This window comes from Mycobacterium sp., assembly GCF_049608025.1.
Taxonomy (GTDB): domain Bacteria; phylum Actinomycetota; class Actinomycetes; order Mycobacteriales; family Mycobacteriaceae; genus Mycobacterium.
The window spans coordinates 1-20,715 of record NZ_JBMYXC010000056.1; the positions used below are offsets into that span (position 1 = coordinate 1).

General features: G+C 66.1%; 19 protein-coding genes. 12 read left to right on the top strand and 7 right to left on the bottom strand.

Features of this window, described 5'->3' with window-relative positions; all coding sequences use genetic code 11:
- The coding region (locus ACPGXI_RS15145) for a CoA transferase (protein ID WP_526654330.1) at positions 1-1,456 on the bottom strand (1,456 nt) is incomplete at its 3' end.
- 565 nt (positions 1,457-2,021) lie between these two features.
- On the opposite strand from ACPGXI_RS15145, the gene ACPGXI_RS15150 reads away from it, so the two are divergent.
- From ACPGXI_RS15150 to purQ, 3 genes are all read left to right on the top strand, one after another.
- Entirely contained in the window at positions 2,022-3,800 is a 1,779-nt protein-coding gene (locus ACPGXI_RS15150; protein WP_526654332.1) for a CocE/NonD family hydrolase, read from the top strand.
- Positions 3,801-4,055: 255 nt separating this feature from the next.
- Positions 4,056-4,307 carry a phosphoribosylformylglycinamidine synthase subunit PurS gene (gene purS / locus ACPGXI_RS15155; protein ID WP_526654334.1) on the top strand — a complete coding sequence of 84 codons (252 nt, stop codon included), beginning with the start codon at positions 4,056-4,058 and terminating at the stop codon, positions 4,305-4,307.
- The gene (gene purQ, locus ACPGXI_RS15160; RefSeq protein ID WP_526654336.1) at positions 4,304-4,978 is read left to right on the top strand and encodes a phosphoribosylformylglycinamidine synthase subunit PurQ; all 675 of its coding nucleotides are present in this window, start codon (positions 4,304-4,306) and stop codon (positions 4,976-4,978) included. Before purS ends, purQ begins: the two co-directional genes overlap by 4 nt.
- 89 nt (positions 4,979-5,067) lie before the next feature.
- On the opposite strand, the gene ACPGXI_RS15165 is transcribed toward purQ, so the two are convergent.
- Complete coding sequence (locus ACPGXI_RS15165) at positions 5,068-5,865, bottom strand: family 1 encapsulin nanocompartment shell protein (protein WP_526654338.1); 798 nt, start codon at positions 5,863-5,865, stop codon at positions 5,068-5,070.
- Positions 5,862-6,917, bottom strand: a complete 1,056-nt coding sequence (locus tag ACPGXI_RS15170; RefSeq protein ID WP_526654340.1) for a Dyp-type peroxidase — start codon at positions 6,915-6,917, stop codon at positions 5,862-5,864. The genes ACPGXI_RS15165 and ACPGXI_RS15170 overlap by 4 nt, the downstream gene beginning before the upstream one ends.
- A gap of 58 nt (positions 6,918-6,975) precedes the next feature.
- Here ACPGXI_RS15170 and ACPGXI_RS15175 point away from each other — a divergent pair, with 58 nt between their 5' ends.
- From ACPGXI_RS15175 to purF, 7 genes are all read left to right on the top strand, one after another.
- The gene (locus tag ACPGXI_RS15175; RefSeq protein ID WP_526654364.1) at positions 6,976-8,238 is read left to right on the top strand and encodes a M18 family aminopeptidase; all 1,263 of its coding nucleotides are present in this window, start codon (positions 6,976-6,978) and stop codon (positions 8,236-8,238) included.
- Between the two features lie 91 nt (positions 8,239-8,329).
- On the top strand, positions 8,330-8,677 hold the full coding sequence (locus ACPGXI_RS15180) for a VOC family protein (RefSeq protein WP_526654342.1): 348 nt from the start codon (positions 8,330-8,332) through the stop codon (positions 8,675-8,677).
- A gap of 63 nt (positions 8,678-8,740) precedes the next feature.
- The gene (gene purL, locus ACPGXI_RS15185; protein WP_526654366.1) at positions 8,741-11,062 is read left to right on the top strand and encodes a phosphoribosylformylglycinamidine synthase subunit PurL; all 2,322 of its coding nucleotides are present in this window, start codon (positions 8,741-8,743) and stop codon (positions 11,060-11,062) included.
- Positions 11,059-12,780: an alpha/beta hydrolase gene (locus ACPGXI_RS15190; protein ID WP_526654344.1), complete on the top strand. Its 1,722-nt coding sequence runs from the start codon at positions 11,059-11,061 to the stop codon at positions 12,778-12,780. The genes purL and ACPGXI_RS15190 overlap by 4 nt, the downstream gene beginning before the upstream one ends.
- Positions 12,780-13,439 (top strand): Rv0804 family intramembrane glutamic endopeptidase, encoded by a 660-nt coding sequence (locus ACPGXI_RS15195; protein WP_526654346.1) that lies wholly within the window; start codon positions 12,780-12,782, stop codon positions 13,437-13,439. Before ACPGXI_RS15190 ends, ACPGXI_RS15195 begins: the two co-directional genes overlap by 1 nt.
- 7 nt (positions 13,440-13,446) lie before the next feature.
- Complete coding sequence (locus tag ACPGXI_RS15200; RefSeq protein ID WP_526654348.1) at positions 13,447-13,869, top strand: sterol carrier family protein; 423 nt, start codon at positions 13,447-13,449, stop codon at positions 13,867-13,869.
- 233 nt (positions 13,870-14,102) lie between these two features.
- Positions 14,103-15,641 (top strand): amidophosphoribosyltransferase, encoded by a 1,539-nt coding sequence (gene purF / locus ACPGXI_RS15205; RefSeq protein ID WP_526654350.1) that lies wholly within the window; start codon positions 14,103-14,105, stop codon positions 15,639-15,641.
- Between the two features lies 1 nt (position 15,642).
- Here purF and ACPGXI_RS15210 read toward each other — a convergent pair whose 3' ends face one another.
- Positions 15,643-16,623 (bottom strand): NAD(P)H-binding protein, encoded by a 981-nt coding sequence (locus ACPGXI_RS15210; protein WP_526654352.1) that lies wholly within the window; start codon positions 16,621-16,623, stop codon positions 15,643-15,645.
- 25 nt (positions 16,624-16,648) lie between these two features.
- The gene (locus tag ACPGXI_RS15215) at positions 16,649-17,107 is read right to left on the bottom strand and encodes a cupin domain-containing protein (protein ID WP_526654354.1); all 459 of its coding nucleotides are present in this window, start codon (positions 17,105-17,107) and stop codon (positions 16,649-16,651) included.
- A 74-nt stretch (positions 17,108-17,181) separates the two neighbouring features.
- On the opposite strand from ACPGXI_RS15215, the gene purM reads away from it, so the two are divergent.
- Positions 17,182-18,255, top strand: coding sequence for a phosphoribosylformylglycinamidine cyclo-ligase (gene purM, locus ACPGXI_RS15220; RefSeq protein ID WP_526654356.1), 1,074 nt, complete (start codon positions 17,182-17,184; stop codon positions 18,253-18,255).
- A gap of 55 nt (positions 18,256-18,310) precedes the next feature.
- Here the strand turns inward: purM and ACPGXI_RS15225 are convergent, their stop codons facing one another.
- Both ACPGXI_RS15225 and ygfZ read right to left on the bottom strand, forming a co-directional pair.
- Complete coding sequence (locus ACPGXI_RS15225; RefSeq protein WP_526654358.1) at positions 18,311-18,493, bottom strand: DUF3073 family protein; 183 nt, start codon at positions 18,491-18,493, stop codon at positions 18,311-18,313.
- Between the two features lie 118 nt (positions 18,494-18,611).
- Positions 18,612-19,721 (bottom strand): CAF17-like 4Fe-4S cluster assembly/insertion protein YgfZ, encoded by a 1,110-nt coding sequence (ygfZ, locus tag ACPGXI_RS15230; protein ID WP_526654360.1) that lies wholly within the window; start codon positions 19,719-19,721, stop codon positions 18,612-18,614.
- A 52-nt stretch (positions 19,722-19,773) separates the two neighbouring features.
- On the opposite strand from ygfZ, the gene ACPGXI_RS15235 reads away from it, so the two are divergent.
- Positions 19,774-20,661 (top strand): aminodeoxychorismate lyase, encoded by an 888-nt coding sequence (locus tag ACPGXI_RS15235; RefSeq protein ID WP_526654362.1) that lies wholly within the window; start codon positions 19,774-19,776, stop codon positions 20,659-20,661.
- Positions 20,662-20,715: the final 54 nt, after the last annotated feature.

A 20,715-nucleotide genomic window follows, 5' to 3' on the forward strand; every position in this document is an offset into this window, starting at 1 on the left:
GAGTTTTGGACATGCGGACCTGGTCGGTGACACCTTGGTAGTGGCCCAGAGGAGTGTCGGCGGTGAACAATTCAGGTGACAGTAAGGCGTGTTCGGTTCCGGTGCCGGCGGTGCGGATGGCGTAGTCGAGGTCGAACACACCCATGCTCAGTATCCACAGCGCAGTGCGGGTCAGTGAGCAGTCGACTCGCCAGCTGCCCCCCTCGATCGATCGCCGGCGCAGCGCCTCGGCGACCCCACCCGCAATCAGCCAGCCCAGCAGGTTGTCGTTGACCACAGGAACTGGTGGCACCGAGGGCATCTGGTCGTCGCCGCCGCCCTCCAGGTTCATGATGCCGGTGACCGATCCGGCGACCTGGTCGAAACCGACACGGTCACCCCACGGACCGGCCCCGCCGTGCAGGTTCACCGACGCGTAGACGATGCCCGGCTTGGCGGCGGCTGCTTCCTCGGCGGACAAGCCGATCTTAGCCAGGTAGCCGGGGCGGCGGTTGGCAAAAAAGACATCGGCATCGGCCAGCAGCTTCATGATCAGCGCGTGGCCCTGGGGGTGGTAGGGATCGACGCGTGCCGAACGGTGGCCCACGTTGGTGGTGAAGAACGTCGGCTGCTGTTCAACCTCGGTGATTCGCCACAGATTCAAAACGTCGGCGCCGTGCAGCGCCAGCGCCCGACCGATACCGGCCCCAGCGACCACATGGCCCATGCCCAACGCGCGCACCCCCGATAGCGGCAACTCGGCGCCCATCGACAGGGGAATCGGATCGCTCTCGCCGATCTTGGTGATCTTGACCAATGGGAGTTCCCGCAGAACCTGCCGGTACTGCAACGTCTTCAGAAACTCTGTCGTGCTGCGGACCATCGGCATGACCACCCCGGCTGCGGCACCCGCCTCTTCCAGAGTCTCACCATTCCAGCCTGCGATCGCCTTGGCGACCGCGGCCGGCTCCTCCGGTGCCTGCAGCAACTCACAGGTGCGCGCCGCCAGTTTCGGGTACGGGTTCAGCGGCATCACCCATCGGCCGTCGGCGGTGCGGTAGAAGCTCTCTATCGAGAATGCCGAATTGGGCGCAGACAGTGCGACGGGGGGCAGCCCGTTGACCAGCTCCCACTTGAACTCGTAGAACGGGCACAGCCGGCGCGGGCACACCCGTAGATCGATCGACATGTCCTGCTCACTGCCGCCACGGTGCTGCCACAGGTAGGCCATGGCCGCCGACTTGGCCATCAACGAGATCGCGGTCGCCCCGGCGAGCCGAATAGTGCTGGGCACGATGGGGTCGGCGCCCTCGAATCTGATCGTGCCACCGAGGTCGGACCGGCTGAATCCGTAGTCGGCCAGGACTGCGTCGAACTCACGATCAATGTCGAACTCGTCGTTGGTTGCCGGGTGCTCGATCGAATGTTGAACCTTTTGCGTCAGTGACTGCGGGTTCGACGTGACCGTTGTTGTCATTCTCAGGCTCCCTCACTTCAAAAGGTTTCGAAACTCACAAGTGTGCGCACGCCAAATGATGCCAGGCAAGAAGTTGCTGCGACGGCAGTAGCTCGGATGTTGTTCTGTCGCAGCAAGATATACAACTCTCCCCGGCGAGGGATTGTCACTCCGCTCGGCCCAACTCGCCGGAGGCGTAGCCGCGAAGACAAGCCAGAAGCTCCGGGTCGGCGAGCGGCCAGTCCACGCCGCCGAATGCAGCGAGGTGGATGGTGTCCAAATGTGCGTCAGCCCGGTCACGACGCCGCGGTGTGATGTTCTGGTTGGTGCTGTCGCCTCCGGTGTCGGCCGGTGTGCAGCGGTGGAGACCCCGGTTGAGCGGACATGACGTTGAGCGGACATGACATTGATGCGGGAAAGGCAGAGCTTGTGACCCAAGCCATGTCCGCTCGAGTCCGAGCCTTCCATCTGAACGGCCAGCGGACTTCACGTCCCCGGCAGTCAGCGCCCCTGTGTATCGAGGGGCTTGTTTCGGCCTACGTTGTAGGCTCGGCAGGTCCCGAGAGACGAGGGGGATCGCTCGACCGTGAGCAACACCGAGGCGATTTTCGTGCCGGCATTTGGCTACGACGAGACGCAAGATCCGACTGTCTTCGCCAAGTTCGATCCCAGCACCACGTTGCTTGCAGCGGGTTTCCAGACAACACCGCAGTTCGCCCCACTACCGGTGGACATCGTCTTCGAACGTGACACCGCGGTCACCCTGCGTGACGGCACAACGATCTACGTTGACGTGTTCCGGCCCGCCGGCGACGAGCAGGTTCCGGTCATCGTGGCGTGGAGCCCGTATGGCAAGAGCGGCGGAACGCATCCACGCAATTGGAATATGTTCAATGTCCTCGGCATCGACCAAAGCAGGCTATCGGGGTTAGGGAAGTTCGAGGCGCCCGATCCGGCGTTTTGGTGCGCGAACGGATACGCGGTGTGCAACCCCGACACCCGAGGAGTGCGTAACTCCGAGGGCGACAGCGTCTTTCCCGGAGAACAAGACGGCCAAGACTGCCACGATCTCATCGAATGGCTGGCGACCCAACAGTGGTGCACGGGCAAGGTGGGCATGGCCGGCAACTCATACCTTGCGATCTCACAGTGGTTCGCCGCGGCCGAGCGGCCGCCACACCTGGCAGCAATCGCGCCGTGGGAAGGCATGAGCGATATCTATCGCGACCTCATCATGCGCGGTGGCATTCCCGATTTGGCCTTCCCCACGACGTGGTCACATGGATGGGCGGGCAACAACAAGCGCGAGGATCTCATCGCCGAAGCCCAGCGCTACCCTTTGTTCAATGACCTATGGAAATCGAAGGCGGCCCGCCTAGCTGACATCGACGTGCCGGCCTACATCGTGGCCAGCTACTCGAATTCGATCCACACGCCGGGCACGTTCCGGGCATGGCGAGATATCAACTCCCAGGAAAAGTGGCTGCGGATCCATCGCACCATGGAATGGGTCGACTTCAACGACGAGGCCCACCAACACGACCTGCTTCGCTTCTTTGACCACTACCTCAACGGCAAGGACAACGACTGGCTGCACACCCCGCGAGTGCGTTACTCGCTGCTCGACCTCGACGGCGGCGACCGCATCGACATCTCTGCAAACACATTTCCGCCGCAGGGCTTTGACGAAGCCAGGTACTACCTCGACGGTCAAACCCAGGCACTGACCTGCCAACTTCCCGCAGCAACCGCGGCGACCAGCTACGATGCCGAGTCGGACCGTGACGGGATCGCCTTCGCAGTCGCCTTTGATCAAATGACCGAACTCGTCGGTTATCCGAAGGTGCGGCTATGGGTCGAAGCCCAGGGTTGCGAGGATATGGACGTGTTCGTCTTCCTTCAGAAGCTCGATGCGGACGGGCACCACCTACAGCAGTTCAACGTCCCCAACGACGGGGAAGTCTTGCAGCGACTGACCCAAGACGGCGCTGCGGTCCTGAAGTACAAAGGGTCCAACGGACGTTTGCGGGTTTCGCTGCGCCATCCCGACGAAGCGACCTCAACGGATGCCATACCCGCTCACAGCTTCGACCGTGCCGAGAAACTCGAGCCCGCCGAAGTCGTGCCCATCGACATCGACATGTTCCCCATCGGATTGGCGTTCAACCCCGGCGAACAGTTGCGACTCATCATCACCGGCGTAAACCTACTGGGCGGAGTGATGCCAGATTTGTCAACCGGGTCCCCGACTCCGCAGAACCTCGGCACCGTCACCACTAACAACCGCGGCCGACACATCATCCACACTGGCGGACCACACGACTCGTACCTCCAGATCACCGCTAAGACAGCGACAAACGCCTGACAGACCTTCAGGCGGATGGACGTGTTCGGTTCTCACACCCCTCGACGTTGGAACCGCACCCTGACCCCTGGCTGCTTCGACCTACACAGTGATCGGTCTTTCACGATGATCGGTCTGTGACCTGCCCTTCCGTCGGTAGGTTGCGCGGCCTCCGGCCAGTTCCCGCGCCGGCCGGAATCAGAGCTGCTCTGTGCCGACCACCGAGGTTCATGCCGGTGAAGTGGCCGCGCAATTGGCGAAGGTAGAGTGATCGCCGTGGCAAAAGTGGTGGTACACGTGATGCCGAAGCCCGAGATCCTCGACCCCCAAGGGCAGGCCATCGTGGGTGCGCTCGGCCGTTTGGGTTTCGACGGAATCTCAGATGTGCGGCAGGGTAAGAGATTCGAGCTGGAAGTTGACGACGGTATCGCCGATGACAAGCTTGCCGAGATCGCCGAGTCGCTGCTGGCGAATACGGTCATCGAGGACTGGAGCGTCAGCAGGGAAGCGTCGGTGGAACGCGCGTGAGCGCCCGGGTGGGCATCATCACGTTCCCGGGCACCCTCGACGACATCGACGCGGCACGGGCGGTTCGATTGGCCGGCGCCGAGTCGGTGAACCTGTGGCACGCTGATGCCGACCTCAAGGGAGTCGACGCGGTGGTGGTCCCCGGCGGGTTCTCCTACGGCGACTACCTGCGCTGCGGCGCGATCGCACGGTTCGCTCCGGTGATGGGCGAGGTCCTAGCCGCCGCGGGACGCGGGCTGCCGGTGTTGGGGATATGCAATGGTTTTCAGATTCTTTGTGAGTCCGGTCTGCTTCCCGGTGCGCTGACGCGTAACGCTGGTTTGCACTTCGTGTGTCGCGATGTCTGGATCGAAGTGGCCTCCAACTCGACCGTGTGGACCTCTCGCTTTGAGCAGGGCGCTGACCTTCTGGTGCCGCTGAAGTCCGGTGAGGGACGTTACGTCGCAGAGCAGTCGGTGCTGGACGAACTCGAGGGTGAGGGCAGGGTGGTCTTCCGGTATCGCGACGACTCCAACGGCTCGATGCGCAGCATTGCCGGGATCAGCTCGGCCACCGGCCGGGTTGTGGGGCTGATGCCACACCCCGAACACGCCACCGAGGCCCTCACCGGTCCGTCCGATGATGGGCTCGGGCTGTTCTATTCCGTGCTCGACACGGTCTTGGCGGCCTGAAACTCACCTCGAGCGTGCCCAAAATGCCAGCTGTGCCAGCGTGTCGGTGTGCAAACACGCCCGCTCGCGGGGAGGGGAGGGGAGCGGGGTCAGGTGCTGAGTGCGACCGAGGCCTCGGCGGTGTAGCACAGGAACGTCATCGTCTCCTGCAGGTACAGCTGGACGGTGTCGGCGTCGTGCGAGAGATAGCCGATCGACACGTCGGTACCCAACTGGAGGTCGAAGTCACCGCCGCGGGTGGACAGGACGAAGGCGCCGTCGATGGCCGGCGCCCAGATGATGTCGCCGTCGACCAGTCGGTTGATGTGCTCACGGATCGGGTAACCGTGCGCTGTGCTCTCGCTGACCAGGGTGTAGACATCAGCGGACAGCAACACCGAGTAGGGGCCATCGACGCCGGCCAGCCGCAACTCCGAGAGGGCCTGGGCGATGGCGTCGGGGATCTCGCGGGGATCCTCGGGCAATGCCAGGGCCGGGTTGGAACTGCACTTGCGGATGCCGCCGATATGCGCAGCCTCATAGCCCTCGAAGATCGCCCGGTCCTCGATGAAGGCCAGCTTCTTGGCGGCCTCCTTGACCGCGTCCCAATCCGAATCCTGTGACCCGCGCTCGACGTCGTCGACGTCGAGCCGGTTCACGCTGAACGGCACCCGAAGCCGAACCAGCGGCTGCGAGTCGCGCAGGTGGGCGACCACGCCGGACCCGGGTGCTGCGACGTCGACCAGATGGCCCGTGCTCACCGCCGCGGTCACCGGCCCGCCCGGCTCACTGACGTCGACCACCCGGCGGCCCGCGATGTGGCGCTTGAACGTGCGCGCAGCCTCCTGCTCGATCTCCGCCCAGGCCTCGCCGTTGATCGGCGCGAGTTCCCGATACAAGTTGTTCATTGCGGTTGTCCTTTCAAGCTGCCGATCGCCAGGGAGCCGTCGTCAACGATTGGTGCAGGTGAGTTTTCGGGTGCATGGGCAAAGATGTCACCGTCGTCACGGGCCGCCCCCGGCAGCGACGGCGGGTCATCCAGAAAGTCGATGGTCGGTACAAAGAACATCGTGCCGGTCTCCGCGGTCGAGAAGTCCAGGATCCGGTCCGTGTTGCCGGGCGGGTCGCCGATGAACATGTTGCTCAACATCTTCTCGGTGACATCAGGGTCGCCCGAGTAGGCGATGTAGTAGGTGCCCGACTCGCCGCCGGAAGGCCCGCCGAGGGTGCCGAACGGCATGTTGGCCCGCACGATCTGGAGGTCGTTGCCGTCGTCGTCGGTGATGACGTTGAGTGCTACGTGCGAATTCGCCGGCTTGACCGAGTCATCGAGTTCGATGTCCTCAAGCTTGGTGCGGCCGACCACCAACTCCTGCTCGGTGACGCTCAGTGCGTTCCACGCCGCCATGTCATGGGTGTAGCGCTGCACGTGCACATAACTGGCCCCGGCGAAGTCGGGGTCGCTGTCGCCGATCTGAGCCGCTGCCACCGCGTCGGGTCCGTCCGGGTTTTCGGTGCCGTCGACGAAGCCGAGCAGATCGCGCTGCTCGAAGAATTTGAACCCGTGCACCTCATCGATGACGGTGACGGCGCCCGCCATCGATTCCAGAATCCGGCCACCGAGCTCGAAGCACACATCCAGCGAGCCGCCCTTGATGTGGAACAGCAGATCGCCCGGGGTCGACGGAGCGTGGTGCCGGGCCCCATTGAGTTCGACGAACTCGTGCAACTCGGCCGGCCGCGGCCCGGCGAACAACCGGTCCCACGCACTCGACCCGATGCCGGCCACCAGATTCAGCCGCGCGGCAGGAACACGGAAGCCGACCGCGCGGACCAGACCGCTGAGCCCGGACAGGGCATCGTGCACTGCCGCGGCGGCCCCCTGATCGTCATCGATGGTCGCCACCAGGAAGATCGCCGCCGGGGTCAACGGTGTCAATACAGGCTGTGGACGAGGCACGACACGACCCTATCTCCACGTCACACCGACTATTCAGGTAAGGATGGGTTTCATGTCGATTACCGCGTCCGCCCAAGGTCTGTGCGAGTTCATCGACGCGTCGCCGTCGCCGTTCCATCTGTGCCGAAGCGCCGCGGAGCGACTGCTCGCCGCTGGATTCACCGAATTGTCCGAGAGTGAGCCGTGGCCTGGTGGAGGTGACCAGTTCACCGTCAGGGCCGGTTCGCTGATCGCGTGGCGGTCGGCAGAAGCGGGCTCTGAGATGCCTTTCCGTATCGTCGGCGCCCACACCGACAGCCCCAACCTGAGGGTCAAGCAGCACCCGGATCGATTCGTCTCGGGGTGGCAGGTGGTGGCGCTTCAGCCTTACGGCGGAGCGTGGCTGAACTCGTGGCTGGACCGCGACCTGGGAATCAGCGGCAGGCTCTCGGTGCGTCACGGCCGTCTTGTCGAGGATCACCTGATCAAGATCGACGAGCCGATTCTGCGGGCACCCCAGCTGGCGATACACCTGGCTGATGACCGCAAAGCCGTCGAGCTGAACCCGCAGCGGCACGTCAACGCGGTGTGGGGCGTGGGAAGCGAATCCCGCTCGTTCCTGGCTTTCGTGGCGTCCCGGGCCGGGGTCGAGGCTTCCGATGTACTGGGCTTCGATCTGATGACGCACGACATCAACCCGTCCCGGCTGGCCGGGGTCGACGGTGAGTTGCTCAGCGCACCGCGGCTGGACAACCAGGTGACGTGTTACGCGGGGCTGGAGGCGTTCTTGGCGACCGACCCGCAGGGAGCAACGGTGCCGGTGCTGGTGCTCTTCGACCACGAGGAGGTCGGCTCCCAATCCGACCACGGAGCGCAGTCTGACCTGCTGCTGACGGTGCTCGAACGGATCACGCTGGCCGCAGGGGGCGGGCGGGAGGATTTCATGCGCCGACTGCCGGAGTCGATCGTCGCGTCCGGCGACATGGCCCACGCCACCCATCCGAACTATCCGGAACGTCACGAGCCGGGCCATCTGATCGAAGTGAACGCCGGTCCGGTACTCAAGGTGCAGGCCAACTTGCGCTACGCGACTGACGGTCGGACCGCCGCGGCGTTCGCCCTGGCGTGCGCGCAGGCCGGTGTGCGGTTGCAGCGCTACGAACACCGCGCCGACCTACCGTGCGGATCGACGATCGGGCCGATGACGGCGGCGAGCACCGGAATCCCGACCGTCGATGTCGGAGCGGCCCAGTTGGCGATGCATTCGGCGCGCGAGGTGATGGGCGCGGCCGATGTGGCCGACTATTCGGCTGCGCTTCACGCTTTTCTGTCGCCAGGCTGAGCTCTGCGCCGGACCGACCCCAGCCGACGAACTCAGCCGCGATAGCTCCAATGCGCGGCTTCGGTTGCCAGGGCTGAGTTAGCTTGTGGTCATGTCACTCGATATCGCGATGATCACATTCGACTGCACGGATCCCGACGGACTGGCCGACTGGTGGTCCAAGGCGGTGGGTGGTGACTTGAACGCTGTCGCCCCAGGTAATTTCGTCATGGTCGCCCTTCAGAACGGTCCGGCGCTGGGCTTTCAGAAGGTGCCCGAACCGACCCCCGGCAAGAACAAGGTGCACTTTGACCTGCACAGCGCCGACATGGAGGGCGAAGTTTCCCGTCTGGTTGGTTTGGGAGCCCACGAGATCGGCCGCAACAACTTCGGTGACGACTTCCGGTGGGTGGTCCTGGTCGACCCGGAGGGCAACGCGTTCTGCGTCGCGGGGGGATGACACCGGGAGGGTGGCGGTGCAACCGCCTAAACTGACTCCGTGACGTCTGGGCCGACCCAAGAAATAGACACCGTCGAGTGGGCCGCCGCGACTCCCGACCATCCCCAGCCCTTCCGTGAGCTGGGACTCAAGGACGACGAGTACGCGCGAATCCGGGAGATTCTCGGTCGTCGGCCCACCGATGCCGAGTTGGCGATGTACTCGGTGATGTGGAGCGAACATTGCTCCTATAAATCCTCGAAGGTGCATCTGCGCTACTTCGGCGACACCACCACCGAGGCGATGCGCGCGTCGATGCTCGCGGGCATCGGGGAGAATGCCGGCGTCGTCGACATCGGCGACGGGTGGGCGGCCACCTTCAAGGTCGAGTCCCACAACCACCCGTCCTATGTCGAGCCCTATCAGGGCGCCGCCACCGGCGTCGGCGGGATCGTCCGCGACATCATGGCGATGGGCGCCCGACCGGTCGCCGTGATGGACCAACTACGGTTCGGCGCCGCCGATGCGCCCGACACGCGGCGGGTTCTCGATGGCGTGGTGCGTGGCGTGGGGGGGTACGGAAACTCGCTGGGGCTGCCGAACATCGGCGGTGAGACGGTGTTCGACGCGAGCTATGCAGGCAACCCACTGGTGAACGCGCTGTGCGTCGGGGTGCTGCGGAAAGAGGATCTGCATCTGGCGTTCGCATCCGGAACCGGCAACAAGATCATCCTGTTCGGGGCGCGCACCGGCCTGGACGGAATCGGCGGGGTGTCGGTCTTGGCCTCAGAGACGTTCGGCGGGGACGAAGACGCCGGTGGGGGAGACCAAGCCGCCGGCGGGAGCGGGCCATCGCGATCGCGTAAGAAGCTGCCATCTGTTCAGGTCGGCGACCCGTTCACCGAGAAGGTTCTCATCGAGTGCTGTCTCGAGCTCTACGCGGGCCATCTCGTGGTCGGCATCCAGGATCTGGGTGGTGCCGGATTATCCTGTGCTACTTCTGAACTCGCCTCTGCCGGGGATGGGGGAATGAAGGTCGAGCTGGATGCGGTGCCGCGCCGGGCGGCCAACATGACACCCGCTGAGATTCTGTCCAGCGAGTCCCAGGAGCGAATGTGCGCCGTCGTCACGCCGGACAACGTCGAAGCCTTCCTGGCGGTGTGCCGCAAGTGGGACGTGCTCGCCACCGTCATCGGTGAGGTCACCGAGGGCGAGAGGCTCGAGATCACCTGGCACGGCGAAACTGTCGTGGACGTACCGCCACGTACGGTTGCCCACGAGGGGCCGGTCTACGAACGGCCCGTCCAGCGGCCCGAGACCCAGGACGCGCTGAACGCCGACACGTCGGCATCGCTGCCCCGCCCGTCGGGCGGAGACGAGCTGCTCGCGACGCTGCTCGAAATGTTGGCCAGCCCGCATCTGTGCAGCCGGGCGTTCATCACCGAGCAGTACGACCGCTATGTGCGCGGCAACACGGTGCTGGCCGAGAATGCCGACGGTGGCGTGCTCCGGGTGGATGAGGAGACCGGCCGCGGCATCGCGATTTCCACCGATGCGTCGGGGCGTTACACGGCGCTGGATCCCTATGCCGGTGCCCAGCTCGCGCTCGCCGAGGCCTACCGCAATGTCGCTGTCACCGGAGCCACCCCGATCGCGGTCACCAACTGCCTGAACTTCGGTTCCCCGGAGGATCCCGCGGTGATGTGGCAGTTCTCCCAGGCGGTCCGCGGTCTGGCTGATGGAGCTGCAGCACTGGGTATTCCGGTCACCGGCGGAAACGTCAGTTTCTACAATCAGACGGGGGCCACCGCGATCTTGCCGACCCCGGTCGTCGGCGTGCTCGGTGTCATCGATGATGTCACGCGGCGTATCCCCACCGGTCTCGGCAATGAGCCCGGTGAGACGCTAATCCTGCTTGGCGACACTCGCGACGAGTTCGACGGCTCGATCTGGGCCCAGGTCACCGCGAACCATCTCGGCGGCCTGCCGCCCGCCGTCGACCTGGCGCGGGAACACCTGCTGGCTGATGTGCTGACCGCGGCCTCCCGCGATGGCCTGGTGTCGGCAGCCCACGATTTGTCCGAAGGTGGGCTGATCCAAGCGGTGATCGAGTCCGCCTTGTCCGGCGAAACTGGTTGCCGCATAGTGCTTCCCGAGGGTATAGACCCATTCGTGGCGCTGTTCAGTGAGTCGGCGGGGCGGGTGCTCGTGGCGGTACCGCGCACCGAGGAGAGCAGGTTCACCGCGATGTGCCAGGCCCGCAGTCTGCCTTCGGTCCGCATCGGGGTCGTTGATCAGGGGCCCGAAGGGGGCCAGGCGGCCGTGGACGTGCAGGGCTTGTTCACGGTGACGCTGGAGGAGTTGCGGCGCACGTCCGAGAGCGTGCTGCCCAGGTTCTTCGGGTGACCTCGCAGGACCAACGGAAGAATTCGCTCTACCTTTGGGCGTGGCGCCTGCTGCGCCTGGATTTCACCGGAGTCGCCTTCGGCGCACTGTTCTTCTGTCTGTCGCTGACACCCTCGCTGCTGCCCCGGGATTGGCTGTTCCAGGGGCTGATCGGCGGCATCACCGCCGCCATCGGATACGGCATCGGGGTGTTGGTTTCCAGGTTGATGCGCCGATTCGTGCTAGCGAACCGGCCTTGGTGGCCACCGGCGGTATGGGCTTCTTACACGATGAAAGCGGTGACCGTCGTCGTATCGGCATCGGCCTGTGTGCTGATGCTGGTCCCGGCCGCCGGATGGCAGCGCCAGGTCTCAGCGCTGATGGGTATGGAGGGCCCCAGCACCGAAACCTATTTACGCACCCTGGTCATCGCGGTGCTGGCCGGCGGAGCCTGCGTCGCGGTGGCCCGAGTACTGCTGGACATCATCAAGACGATGGCGCGTTTCCTCATCCGTCGCTGGCATCTGTCTGACGAGTTGGCTCTGTTCGTCGGTACCGCCATCGTGGTGGTGCTGGTGATCACGCTGGCCAACGGCGTGCTGCTGCGCGGCTTCCTGGCCGGCGCCAACAGGGTGTTCCAGCCGCAGAACTACGCGACCAGGGACGGCGTGGTCCAGCCTCAACAGCCCGAGAGATCGGGCAGCCCAGAGTCTTTCGCCGCCTGGGACGATTTGGGGTATGAGGGACGAAACTTTGTCGCCGCCGGACCCCGCGCGAACGAGCTCACCCGGATCAACAACAGGCCCGCCAAGGAGCCGATCCGCGTGTATGTGGGTCTGCAGTCCGCCGACACCGACGAAGCGCGAATGGCTTTGCTGCTCAGTGAGCTTGAGCGCAGCGGCGCCTTCGAGCGCGAGGTGCTCGTCATCGCTCCGACCACCGGTACCGGATGGATCAATCCGATCGCCAGCAGGGCGCTGGAGCTGATGTACAACGGCGACACCGCGATCGTCGGATCGCAGTATTCGTATCTGCCGAGCTGGATTTCATTTCTCGGCGACCAACAGAAGTCGATGGTGTCGGGCCGGATGATGATCGACGCCGTGCACGACAAGTGGGCGCAGTTGCCGCCCGAGGAGCGTCCGCGCCTGCTTCTCTATGGTGAGAGCCTGGGCGCGATGGCCGGCCAGGGCGCGTTCGACTGGCTGCCTGACATCTCCAGAATGGGCTTCTCCTCGGTGCTCTGGGTGGGTCCGCCCAACGCCAGCCCGCTGTGGCACGGACTCACCGTGCGCCGCGATCCGCACACTCCCGAGGTCCAGCCACGCTACGACAATGGCCGGACGGTGCGGTTCTCACAGGGCAATGACGCAGCCCAGATCGCCGCGGACACTGCGGCACCGTGGGACGGCACCAGAGTGCTGTTTCTGCAGCATGCTTCGGACCCCATCGTCTGGTGGTCGCCAGATCTGCTGTTCACCCGCCCGGACTGGCTTGCCGAACCGCCTGGAAAGGATCGGACCGCGTCCATGCGGTGGTACCCCATCATCACCTTCTGGCAGGTCGCGGCCGACATGACCAACTCGGCTTCGGTGCCCGCCGGGCACGGACACAATTACGGCGACTTCATCCTGGACGGCTGGGTGGGTGTTGCGGCACCGCCGGGGTGGACCCCGGCCGACACCGAGCGGATACGAGTTGCTTTGGGGCAGAACGAGTCCGCTGGTGGTCGGAAGTAGTGCGCGACAGGCTGCGGACGGCGGCACTGGTCGGATTGCTGCTCGGATGGAGCGCGGTGGCACCGCGGATTCCGGACCGGTGGAATCTGGCCCGGTGGAATCTGGCGCATTGGCATCCGATTCCGTACGCCGTGTTCGGCGCCGCGGTATCCGCGCTGGCCGGAGCGCCACTGGGCCTGCGACCACCGGCGCTGTGGGCAGGCCTGCGTTGGGGTGCGGCGGCTGCCGCCCCCGTGCTGTTTGCCGTTGCTGCGTCGACGGCGATCCCGTCGGTACGCGACGGGATGGCCGCCCGCAGGCTGCCGACGCCGACCGGCCGCTGGCTGCTGTTGCGCATTCCGGTAGGCACGGTGTGGACCGAGGAGGCGGCCTACCGGGCGGCGCTGGGCACCGTCGCGGAACGGGCGTTCGGCGCCTCGGGCGGGCAACTGATCACGGCGGCAGCGTTCGGTTTGTCGCATGTGCCCGACGCCCGCGCGACGCGAGAGTCGGTGCCGGGCACTGTGCTGGTCACCGGCGTCGCGGGATGGATCTTCGGGTGGCTGTACTCGAAATCAGGCAGCCTGGCCGCCCCGATGCTCGTCCACCTGGCTGTCAACGAGGCCGGTGCGGTTGCGGCGCTTGCCATTCAGCGTCAGCGGCAGTCAGGACGTGGGTGAAGCGGTCATGGCCGTCCGTCGTGGTGCCGATCCGGCAAAGACCCGCACCGCGGTCGCAGCGGTTCAGGACTGGCTGCGCGACGAGGGCATGTCACAACCGGACCGCTCCGCACTCGGTGACGCGGTGCGCGCCACGGCCAGAACCCTGGCAGCGCTCGCACCGGGGGCGGCGGTCGAGGTGCGGGTGCCGCCGTTCGTTGCCGTGCAGTGCATTACGGGACCCAAGCACACCCGCGGCAACCCGCCCAACGTCATCGAGACCGACCCGCGCACCTGGCTGCTGCTGGCCACCGGTCTGCTCACGGTCCCGGACGCTGTCGCGGCGGGCACAGTGCACATGTCGGGCTCACGGGCAGCGGAGATCGCCCGAGCGCTGCCCCTGGTCGAGCTAACCGGCCGCGGCGCTGTGCCGGGTCCGGCCGACAGCTGATCCGAATGGCCTTCCGACCGGGGCGAACGGCTCCTGTTCCACGTCGCGCGCTTCGAAGACGTCGTCGAGGTCGCCCAGCAGGTGGAGGACTTCCAGGCCGAGCACGACGACTGATCGACCTTCGGCCGCGCAGCGGTCGCAGAGTGGCGCCGCCGGCATGGTGATTCCGCGATTCATCGCCGATGACCTTAGACTGAGCGACATCAGCCACCGCCCTTTGGAGGAGCCTGATCGTGACCGCCAACAAGCCCGTGCCCGACGAACGAGAGCCCAAGGAAGAATGCGGTGTCTTCGGGGTCTGGGCCCCCGGCGAAGAGGTAGCGAAGCTCACCTACTACGGCCTCTATGCCCTGCAACATCGTGGGCAGGAGGCAGCGGGAATCGCGGTCGCCGACGGTTCGCAAGTTCTGGTGTTCAAGGACCTGGGGCTGGTCAGTCAGGTCTTCGACGAGCAGACGCTGGCCGCGATGCCCGGCCACGTCGCCGTCGGGCACTGCCGCTATTCCACCACCGGGTCCACTACGTGGGAAAACGCGCAGCCGGTGTTCCGTAATACCGCCGCGGGAACCGGCGTGGCGCTGGGTCACAACGGAAACCTGGTCAACACCACCGAACTGGCTGCGCGCGCGCGTGAGGCGGGTTTGATGGGCCGTGGCTCGATCACGGCGACCACGGACTCCGACATTCTGGGCGCGCTGCTGGCGCACGGTGCCGCGGACTCGACCCTGGAGCAGGCCGCTCTGGAACTTCTGCCGACCGTCCGGGGTGCGTTCTGCCTGACTTTCATGGACGAGAACACCCTCTATGCGGCCCGCGACCCCTACGGGGTGCGGCCGTTGTCGCTGGGCCGGCTAGACCGCGGCTGGGTCGTCGCGTCCGAGACCGCGGCACTCGACATCGTCGGCGCCGCGTTCGTTCGCGACATCGAGCCCGGCGAGTTGCTCGCCATCGATGCCGACGGCGTACGTTCCACGCGCTTCGCCAATCCGACGCCCAAGGGTTGTGTCTTCGAATACGTCTACCTAGCCCGGCCGGACAGCGTGCTTGCGGGCCGATCGGTGCACGCCACCCGGGTAGAGATCGGTCGCAGGCTGGCCGCCGAGAAGCCCGTCGACGCCGACCTGGTGATCGGGGTCCCCGAGTCGGGCACTCCGGCGGCGGTCGGCTACGCACAGGGCTCCGGCATTGCCTATGGACAGGGTCTGATGAAGAACGCCTACGTCGGGCGGACATTCATCCAGCCGTCGCAGACGATTCGGGAACTCGGTATTCGGCTGAAGCTGAACCCGCTCAAGGAGGTCATCCGCGGCAAGCGCTTGATCGTCGTGGACGATTCGATCGTCCGGGGCAACACCCAGCGCGCGTTGATCCGGATGCTCCGGGAGGCCGGTGCCGTCGAGGTGCACGTGCGGATCGCCTCGCCGCCGGTCAAGTGGCCGTGCTTCTACGGGATCGACTTCGCCACGCCCGCCGAACTCATCGCCAACGCGGCGAGCAACTCCGCCGACGAGGATGAGATGCTCGACGGCGTCCGTCGCGCGATCGGCGCCGACACGCTGGGATACATCAGCCGTCGGGGCATGATCGCTGCCACCGAGCAGCCCGCGTCGCGGCTGTGCGCCGCGTGCTTCGACGGCAATTACCCCATCGAGTTGCCCGGGGAGACCGCGCTGGGCAAGAACGTCATCGAGCACATGCTGGAGACTGCCGCCCGAACCGGCATCCCGCTTCAGGCTGACAACGACAACGCCTCGGCGATTCGCCGCCCCTGACCTACTGCGGCTCGGCCGAACTGAACCGCATCAGATGCCGTCTTCCGCCCTGCGAGGCGGTGCCGTCCTGCTGCAGCGCCTGCCGTACCGCCTCGAGGTAACTGGTCAGCCCACCCGGCGGCGGCGGAATCACCGAATCGATGTCGTGCTCGTGCATGATCGCGTCGTGCTCCAACGATTCCACCAGGGGCCGGGCCAGGCCGGACGGGATGGGCGTGACCAGGCCTACCCACCAACTGGCGATCGTGGGGGTCAGGAACGGCAGGACGATGATCAGTCGCCGCCGCAAGCCCGCAACGTGCGCGTAGCCCTGCATCGCCTCGCCGTACTCCATCACGTCGGGACCGCCGATGTCCCACGTACGCGAGGCGGGCATCTCGGCGGTTGCAGCCTCGACGAGATAGTGCAGGACATCGCCGATCGAAATCGGCTGGATCTGGTTGTGCACCCATTTCGGCGTTGTCATCGCGGGCAGTCGGTCGGTGAGGTGGCGAACCATCTCAAACGATGCGGATCCTGCCCCGATGACGATCCCGGCCTGCAGGACAACGGTCTCGATCCCCGAATCGATGAGGATGTCGCCGACCAGAGCGCGAGAAGCCAGGTGCCTCGACAGCGGCACGCCCTCGGGGTGCAGTCCGCTCAGATACACCACTCGCCGTACCCCGGCCTGTTTCGCCGCGCTCACCACGTTGCGCGCAGAACGCTCTTCCTCGGCGACGAAGTCACTCGACGTGCCCATCGAGTGAACCAGGTAGTAGACGACGTCGGTGCCGGTGAATGCCGCGGTGAGCGACTCGGGATCGGTCAGATCACCGTGCACCACCTCAGCGCGCTCGCGCCAGGGCGCGTCGGCGAGCGCTGCCGGCCTGCGGGCCATCGCGCGCACCTGGTGGCCGCGCTCGATCAATAGTGGCACCAACCGGCTGCCGATGTAGCCGGTGGCGCCGGTCACCAGGCATCGGATCTGTTCTTCGGGCATAGGAGGCGGATGACCGTTTCTTGGATCAGACAAACCCGCACCCCGGATCGGGAGCCTCGACCGCCGGCGGCGTCCCGGCCGGCGCTACGTAACTCACCCACATCACCAACTGCTCGTCACCGAGGTTGCGGCCGATGTGAACGTGGTCGATTCCGCTGGCCTCGGCGACCGCGGAACCGGCCGGATAGGTTTTTTCGCCGAAGCAGCTCGCCGGTGTCCAAGTCAGCGTGCCCGACCGGATGACCCCGTACACGGTGGGATCGTGGTAGTGCCAGCCGGTACTACCACCAGGCGCGATGGTGATCTCGCGGGTGATGTAGTCGATACCGTCGACGGTGTCTTGGGACAGGATGACAGCCTGCAGGCCGGCCGCGGGTGTCGCTGAGGCGGCCGCGGCACCCGACAGCGACGCGGTCGCTGAAATCGTCGCGAGGGCCAACAGCGTCACCGCCGGGGCCCGCGCCGAACGGTGCACAGATTTCATGCTCGGTACGTTGTCACACGGCAACTGATAGTGGGCGCAGTTGGCCAGGAAAACGCGGAGTAGCCTTGCACACGATGACCGAGCGCGCCGAACAACACGGCATTTCTTACGCGTCGGCAGGGGTGGACATCAAAGCAGGTGACCGCGCCGTCGAACTCTTCAAGCCGCTGGCCAGGAAGGCCGCCAGGCCCGAGGTGCGCGGGGGGTTGGGCGGGTTCGCCGGGCTGTTCGCGCTTCGCGGCGACTACCGCGAGCCGCTGCTGGCCTCCTCGACCGACGGGGTGGGCACCAAGCTCGCGATTGCGCAGGCCATGGACAAGCACGACACCGTCGGCATCGACCTTGTCGCGATGGTGGTCGACGACCTCGTGGTGTGCGGCGCCGAGCCGTTGTTCCTGCAGGACTACATCGCGGTCGGGCGGACGGTCCCCGAACGCGTGGCCCAGATCGTGTCCGGCATCGCCGACGGCTGCGTCCTGGCGGGGTGTGCCCTGCTGGGCGGAGAGACCGCCGAGCACCCCGGGCTGATGGCCCCCGACCACTACGACATCTCCGGCACCGGCGTCGGCGTCGTCGAGGCCGACGATGTCCTGAGCCCCGACCACGTCAGGCCAGGCGATGTTCTCATCGCCATGGCGTCCACCGGGCTGCACTCCAACGGCTACTCGTTGGCCCGCCATGTGCTGCTCGAGATCGATCACATGAACCTCGCCGGACACGTGGAGGAGTTCGGGCGCACTCTGGGCGAGGAACTGCTGGAGCCGACGCGCATCTACGCCAAGGACTGCCTGGCGCTGACTGCCGAGACCCAGGTGCGGACCTTCTCCCATGTCACCGGTGGCGGGCTGGCGAGCAACCTGGAGCGGGTCGTCCCGCACGGGTTGGTAGCCCAACTCGACCGCGGCACGTGGACGCCGGCACCCGTGTTCGGCATGATCGCCCAGCGCGGCCGCATCGCGGCCGCCGAGATGGAGAAGACGTTCAACATGGGTGTCGGGATGGTGGCCGTTGTCGCGCCGGAGGACACCGATCGTGCGCTGGCCGTGCTGACTGCCCGCCATTTGAACTGCTGGACCCTGGGGACCATCAGGAAGGGCAGAAAGGAAAACTCACGAGCAGTGCTCGTGGGTCAGCACCCCAGGTTCTGAGGGATGCCCTGAGGGAGAGCTAAGGCGCTGGGGAGAGCCGGGGCTCCGAGGGGGCCTAAGGTCGCCACTCGTCGTCGTCGGTCCCGCCGTCCTCGGATGGGACGTCGCTGCCGATCAGACGGTCGTCCTCTCCGCCCGACAGTTCACGCTGTAGTTGCGTGAAATCGGTCTGCGGTGAGCTGTATTTGAGCTCACGTGCAACCTTGGTCTGCTTTGCCTTTGCCCGGCCGCGGCCCATGGGGGAACCCCCTCGCGCAATAACGGAGCGGCCTAAAATCAGGCGGCTCCGATCTGAGTGTGTTTATTGTCCTGCCAACACTTTACCGTGCCCGTCGCCGTGGCGCTGGCAGGCCCTGTTACCGGGCCGTCGTCGAGTCGCCCGGCCGGGCGCCGCCGCGGAGTCGGTCCACCGCCAGGCGGCCGGCCCCGACCGGGGCGTCCGAGGGCATCGAGTCCTCGTCGATGACCGCTGCTGCCGTGACCTCGCCGCCGGTGGTCAACGGCGTGTCCGCAGGCAGGCCGCGTTTGACCAAGGCCAGCGCGATCACCCCGTCATCGACGTGGTCGACCACGGTGCCCAGCCGACCGACCGTGCGCCCGCCGGTCTGCAGCGGGTCCCCGGGCGAGGGGCGGTCGCCCTCGCCGTCCAGGTGCAGCAGGACCAGCATTCGTGGTGGCTTTCCCAGGTTGTGGACTCGAGCCACGGTTTCCTGGCCGCGGTAGCACCCCTTGTCCAAGTGCACCGCGGGCCCGATCCAGCCGACCTCGTGGGGGATGGTGCGCTCGTCAGTGTCGACGCCGAGGCGGGCCCGAAGCTCAGCCACCCGGTGAGCTTCGTAGGTCCACACCCCGGCACGTCGAACCCCGGCTGCGACCAGGCGATCGCTGCGGCCGGCGGCCTGGTCGCGAGGCACGACGACGTCAACCTCGACACCGGGGCCGGCCAACCGGCGCACGAAGCCACCCTGCGCCAGCGCTGTCGCGGTACCTTCGGCCGGTAGCGCGGAGATGCCCAGCGCGTCGAGAACGGGTGTGTCGGTCAACTCGGGCCCGAGCAGTGACAAGACGGCCAGATCGGCGGGCTCGACGCTGACGTCAGCCCAAAACACCATCCGGCGCAGATAGGCCAGCAGCGGCTCGCCGCGCCACGGTTCGGTATCGAGAACTGTGAGGCCGTCCAACTGAGTCTGCAGCCAGTGATCCTCGACACGACCCTGCCCGTCCAGGCTCAGATTCTGGGTCACTGCGCCGTCTGGGAGTTCGCTGACATGCTGGGTGGTGAGACCGTGAAGCCAGGACTTGCGCTCGGTGCCGGTGAGGGCCAGTACGGCTCGGTGTGCGCGATCCACCAGCACAGCGCCCTGCGCAGCGGTCCGCTGCTCGCCGAGTGGGTCGCCGTAGTGCCAGTTGGCGCCGGCATCGGGTCCGGTGGTGGGAGCCGGTACCCCGGAAGTGGTCGAAGACATCGAGTCAACTCTACGGGCCGGGCGCACGCGGCCCGGGCTACGCTTTCGGCCCATGGTGGTTGTGGTAACTCTCGACGGGCAACTGCACGACCCCCGCGCACCCCTGCTTCATGCCGACGATCTGGCGGCGGTGCGCGGCGACGGAATTTTCGAGACCCTGCTGGTCCGCGACGGCCGACCGTGTCTACTCGAAGCGCACCTGGCGCGGTTGGCTCACTCCGCGCACCTGCTCGACCTGCCCGCCCCCGACCTGGCGAGGTGGCGGTCTTCGGTGGCCGCCGCGGTGGGGCACTGGCTCGCCGGCGGCGGCGACGAGGGTGTGCTGAGGCTGGTGTACAGCCGTGGCCGAGAAATCGGCCGGGACGGCGACTGTGATGAAACAGGGACGCAGTACGCAACGATCGGCCCGGTGCCGGCCAGAGTCGCCGATGTCCGGCACAACGGGGTGGCTGCGCTGACCCTGGACCGTGGCCTGTCGGCCCAGGGGATCGACGAGATGCCCTGGCTGCTGGCGGGAGCCAAGACCCTGTCCTACGCGGTGAACATGGCTGCGCTCCGGCACGCTGACCGCCACGGGGTCGGCGATGTCATCTTCGTGAGCACCGACGGTTACATCCTGGAGGGCCCGCGGTCGACAGTCGTCATCGCCACCTCGTCACCTGATGGCAACACCTGCCTGTTGACCCCTCCGCCCTGGTATCCGATCCTGCGTGGAACCACCCAGCAGGCCTTGTTCGAGGTGGCCCGAAACCAGGGCTACGACTGCGATTACCAGGCTCTCAGGCCGGTGGATCTGCATGCTGCTCAGGGCGTCTGGCTGGTCTCGAGCATCACGTTGGCCGCACGGGTGCACACGCTCGATGGTGCGGCGCTCGCCCCGGCACCGTTGGCGCAGGAGATCGCCGCGCTGATCGACGCGGCGATTGTCAGTGATCGCTGAGGGCTGCCAGCTGTTGCGGGTTGAGTGGTCGGTAGTTGTCGGTGGTGTGCTGTA

Excerpts from the sequence above, each read along its gene's own strand:
- purM (WP_526654356.1), top strand. The coding sequence starts at position 17,182 with ATGACCGAGCGCGCCGAACAACACGGCATTTCTTACGCGTCGGCAGGG.
- ACPGXI_RS15165 (WP_526654338.1), bottom strand. The coding sequence starts at position 5,865 with ATGAACAACTTGTATCGGGAACTCGCGCCGATCAACGGCGAGGCCTGG.
- ACPGXI_RS15215 (WP_526654354.1), bottom strand. The coding sequence starts at position 17,107 with ATGAAATCTGTGCACCGTTCGGCGCGGGCCCCGGCGGTGACGCTGTTG.
- ACPGXI_RS15235 (WP_526654362.1), top strand. The coding sequence starts at position 19,774 with ATGGTGGTTGTGGTAACTCTCGACGGGCAACTGCACGACCCCCGCGCA.
- ACPGXI_RS15210 (WP_526654352.1), bottom strand. The coding sequence starts at position 16,623 with ATGCCCGAAGAACAGATCCGATGCCTGGTGACCGGCGCCACCGGCTAC.
- ygfZ (WP_526654360.1), bottom strand. The coding sequence starts at position 19,721 with ATGTCTTCGACCACTTCCGGGGTACCGGCTCCCACCACCGGACCCGAT.
- ACPGXI_RS15200 (WP_526654348.1), top strand. The coding sequence starts at position 13,447 with ATGGCCGTCCGTCGTGGTGCCGATCCGGCAAAGACCCGCACCGCGGTC.
- ACPGXI_RS15180 (WP_526654342.1), top strand. The coding sequence starts at position 8,330 with ATGTCACTCGATATCGCGATGATCACATTCGACTGCACGGATCCCGAC.
- ACPGXI_RS15225 (WP_526654358.1), bottom strand. The coding sequence starts at position 18,493 with ATGGGCCGCGGCCGGGCAAAGGCAAAGCAGACCAAGGTTGCACGTGAG.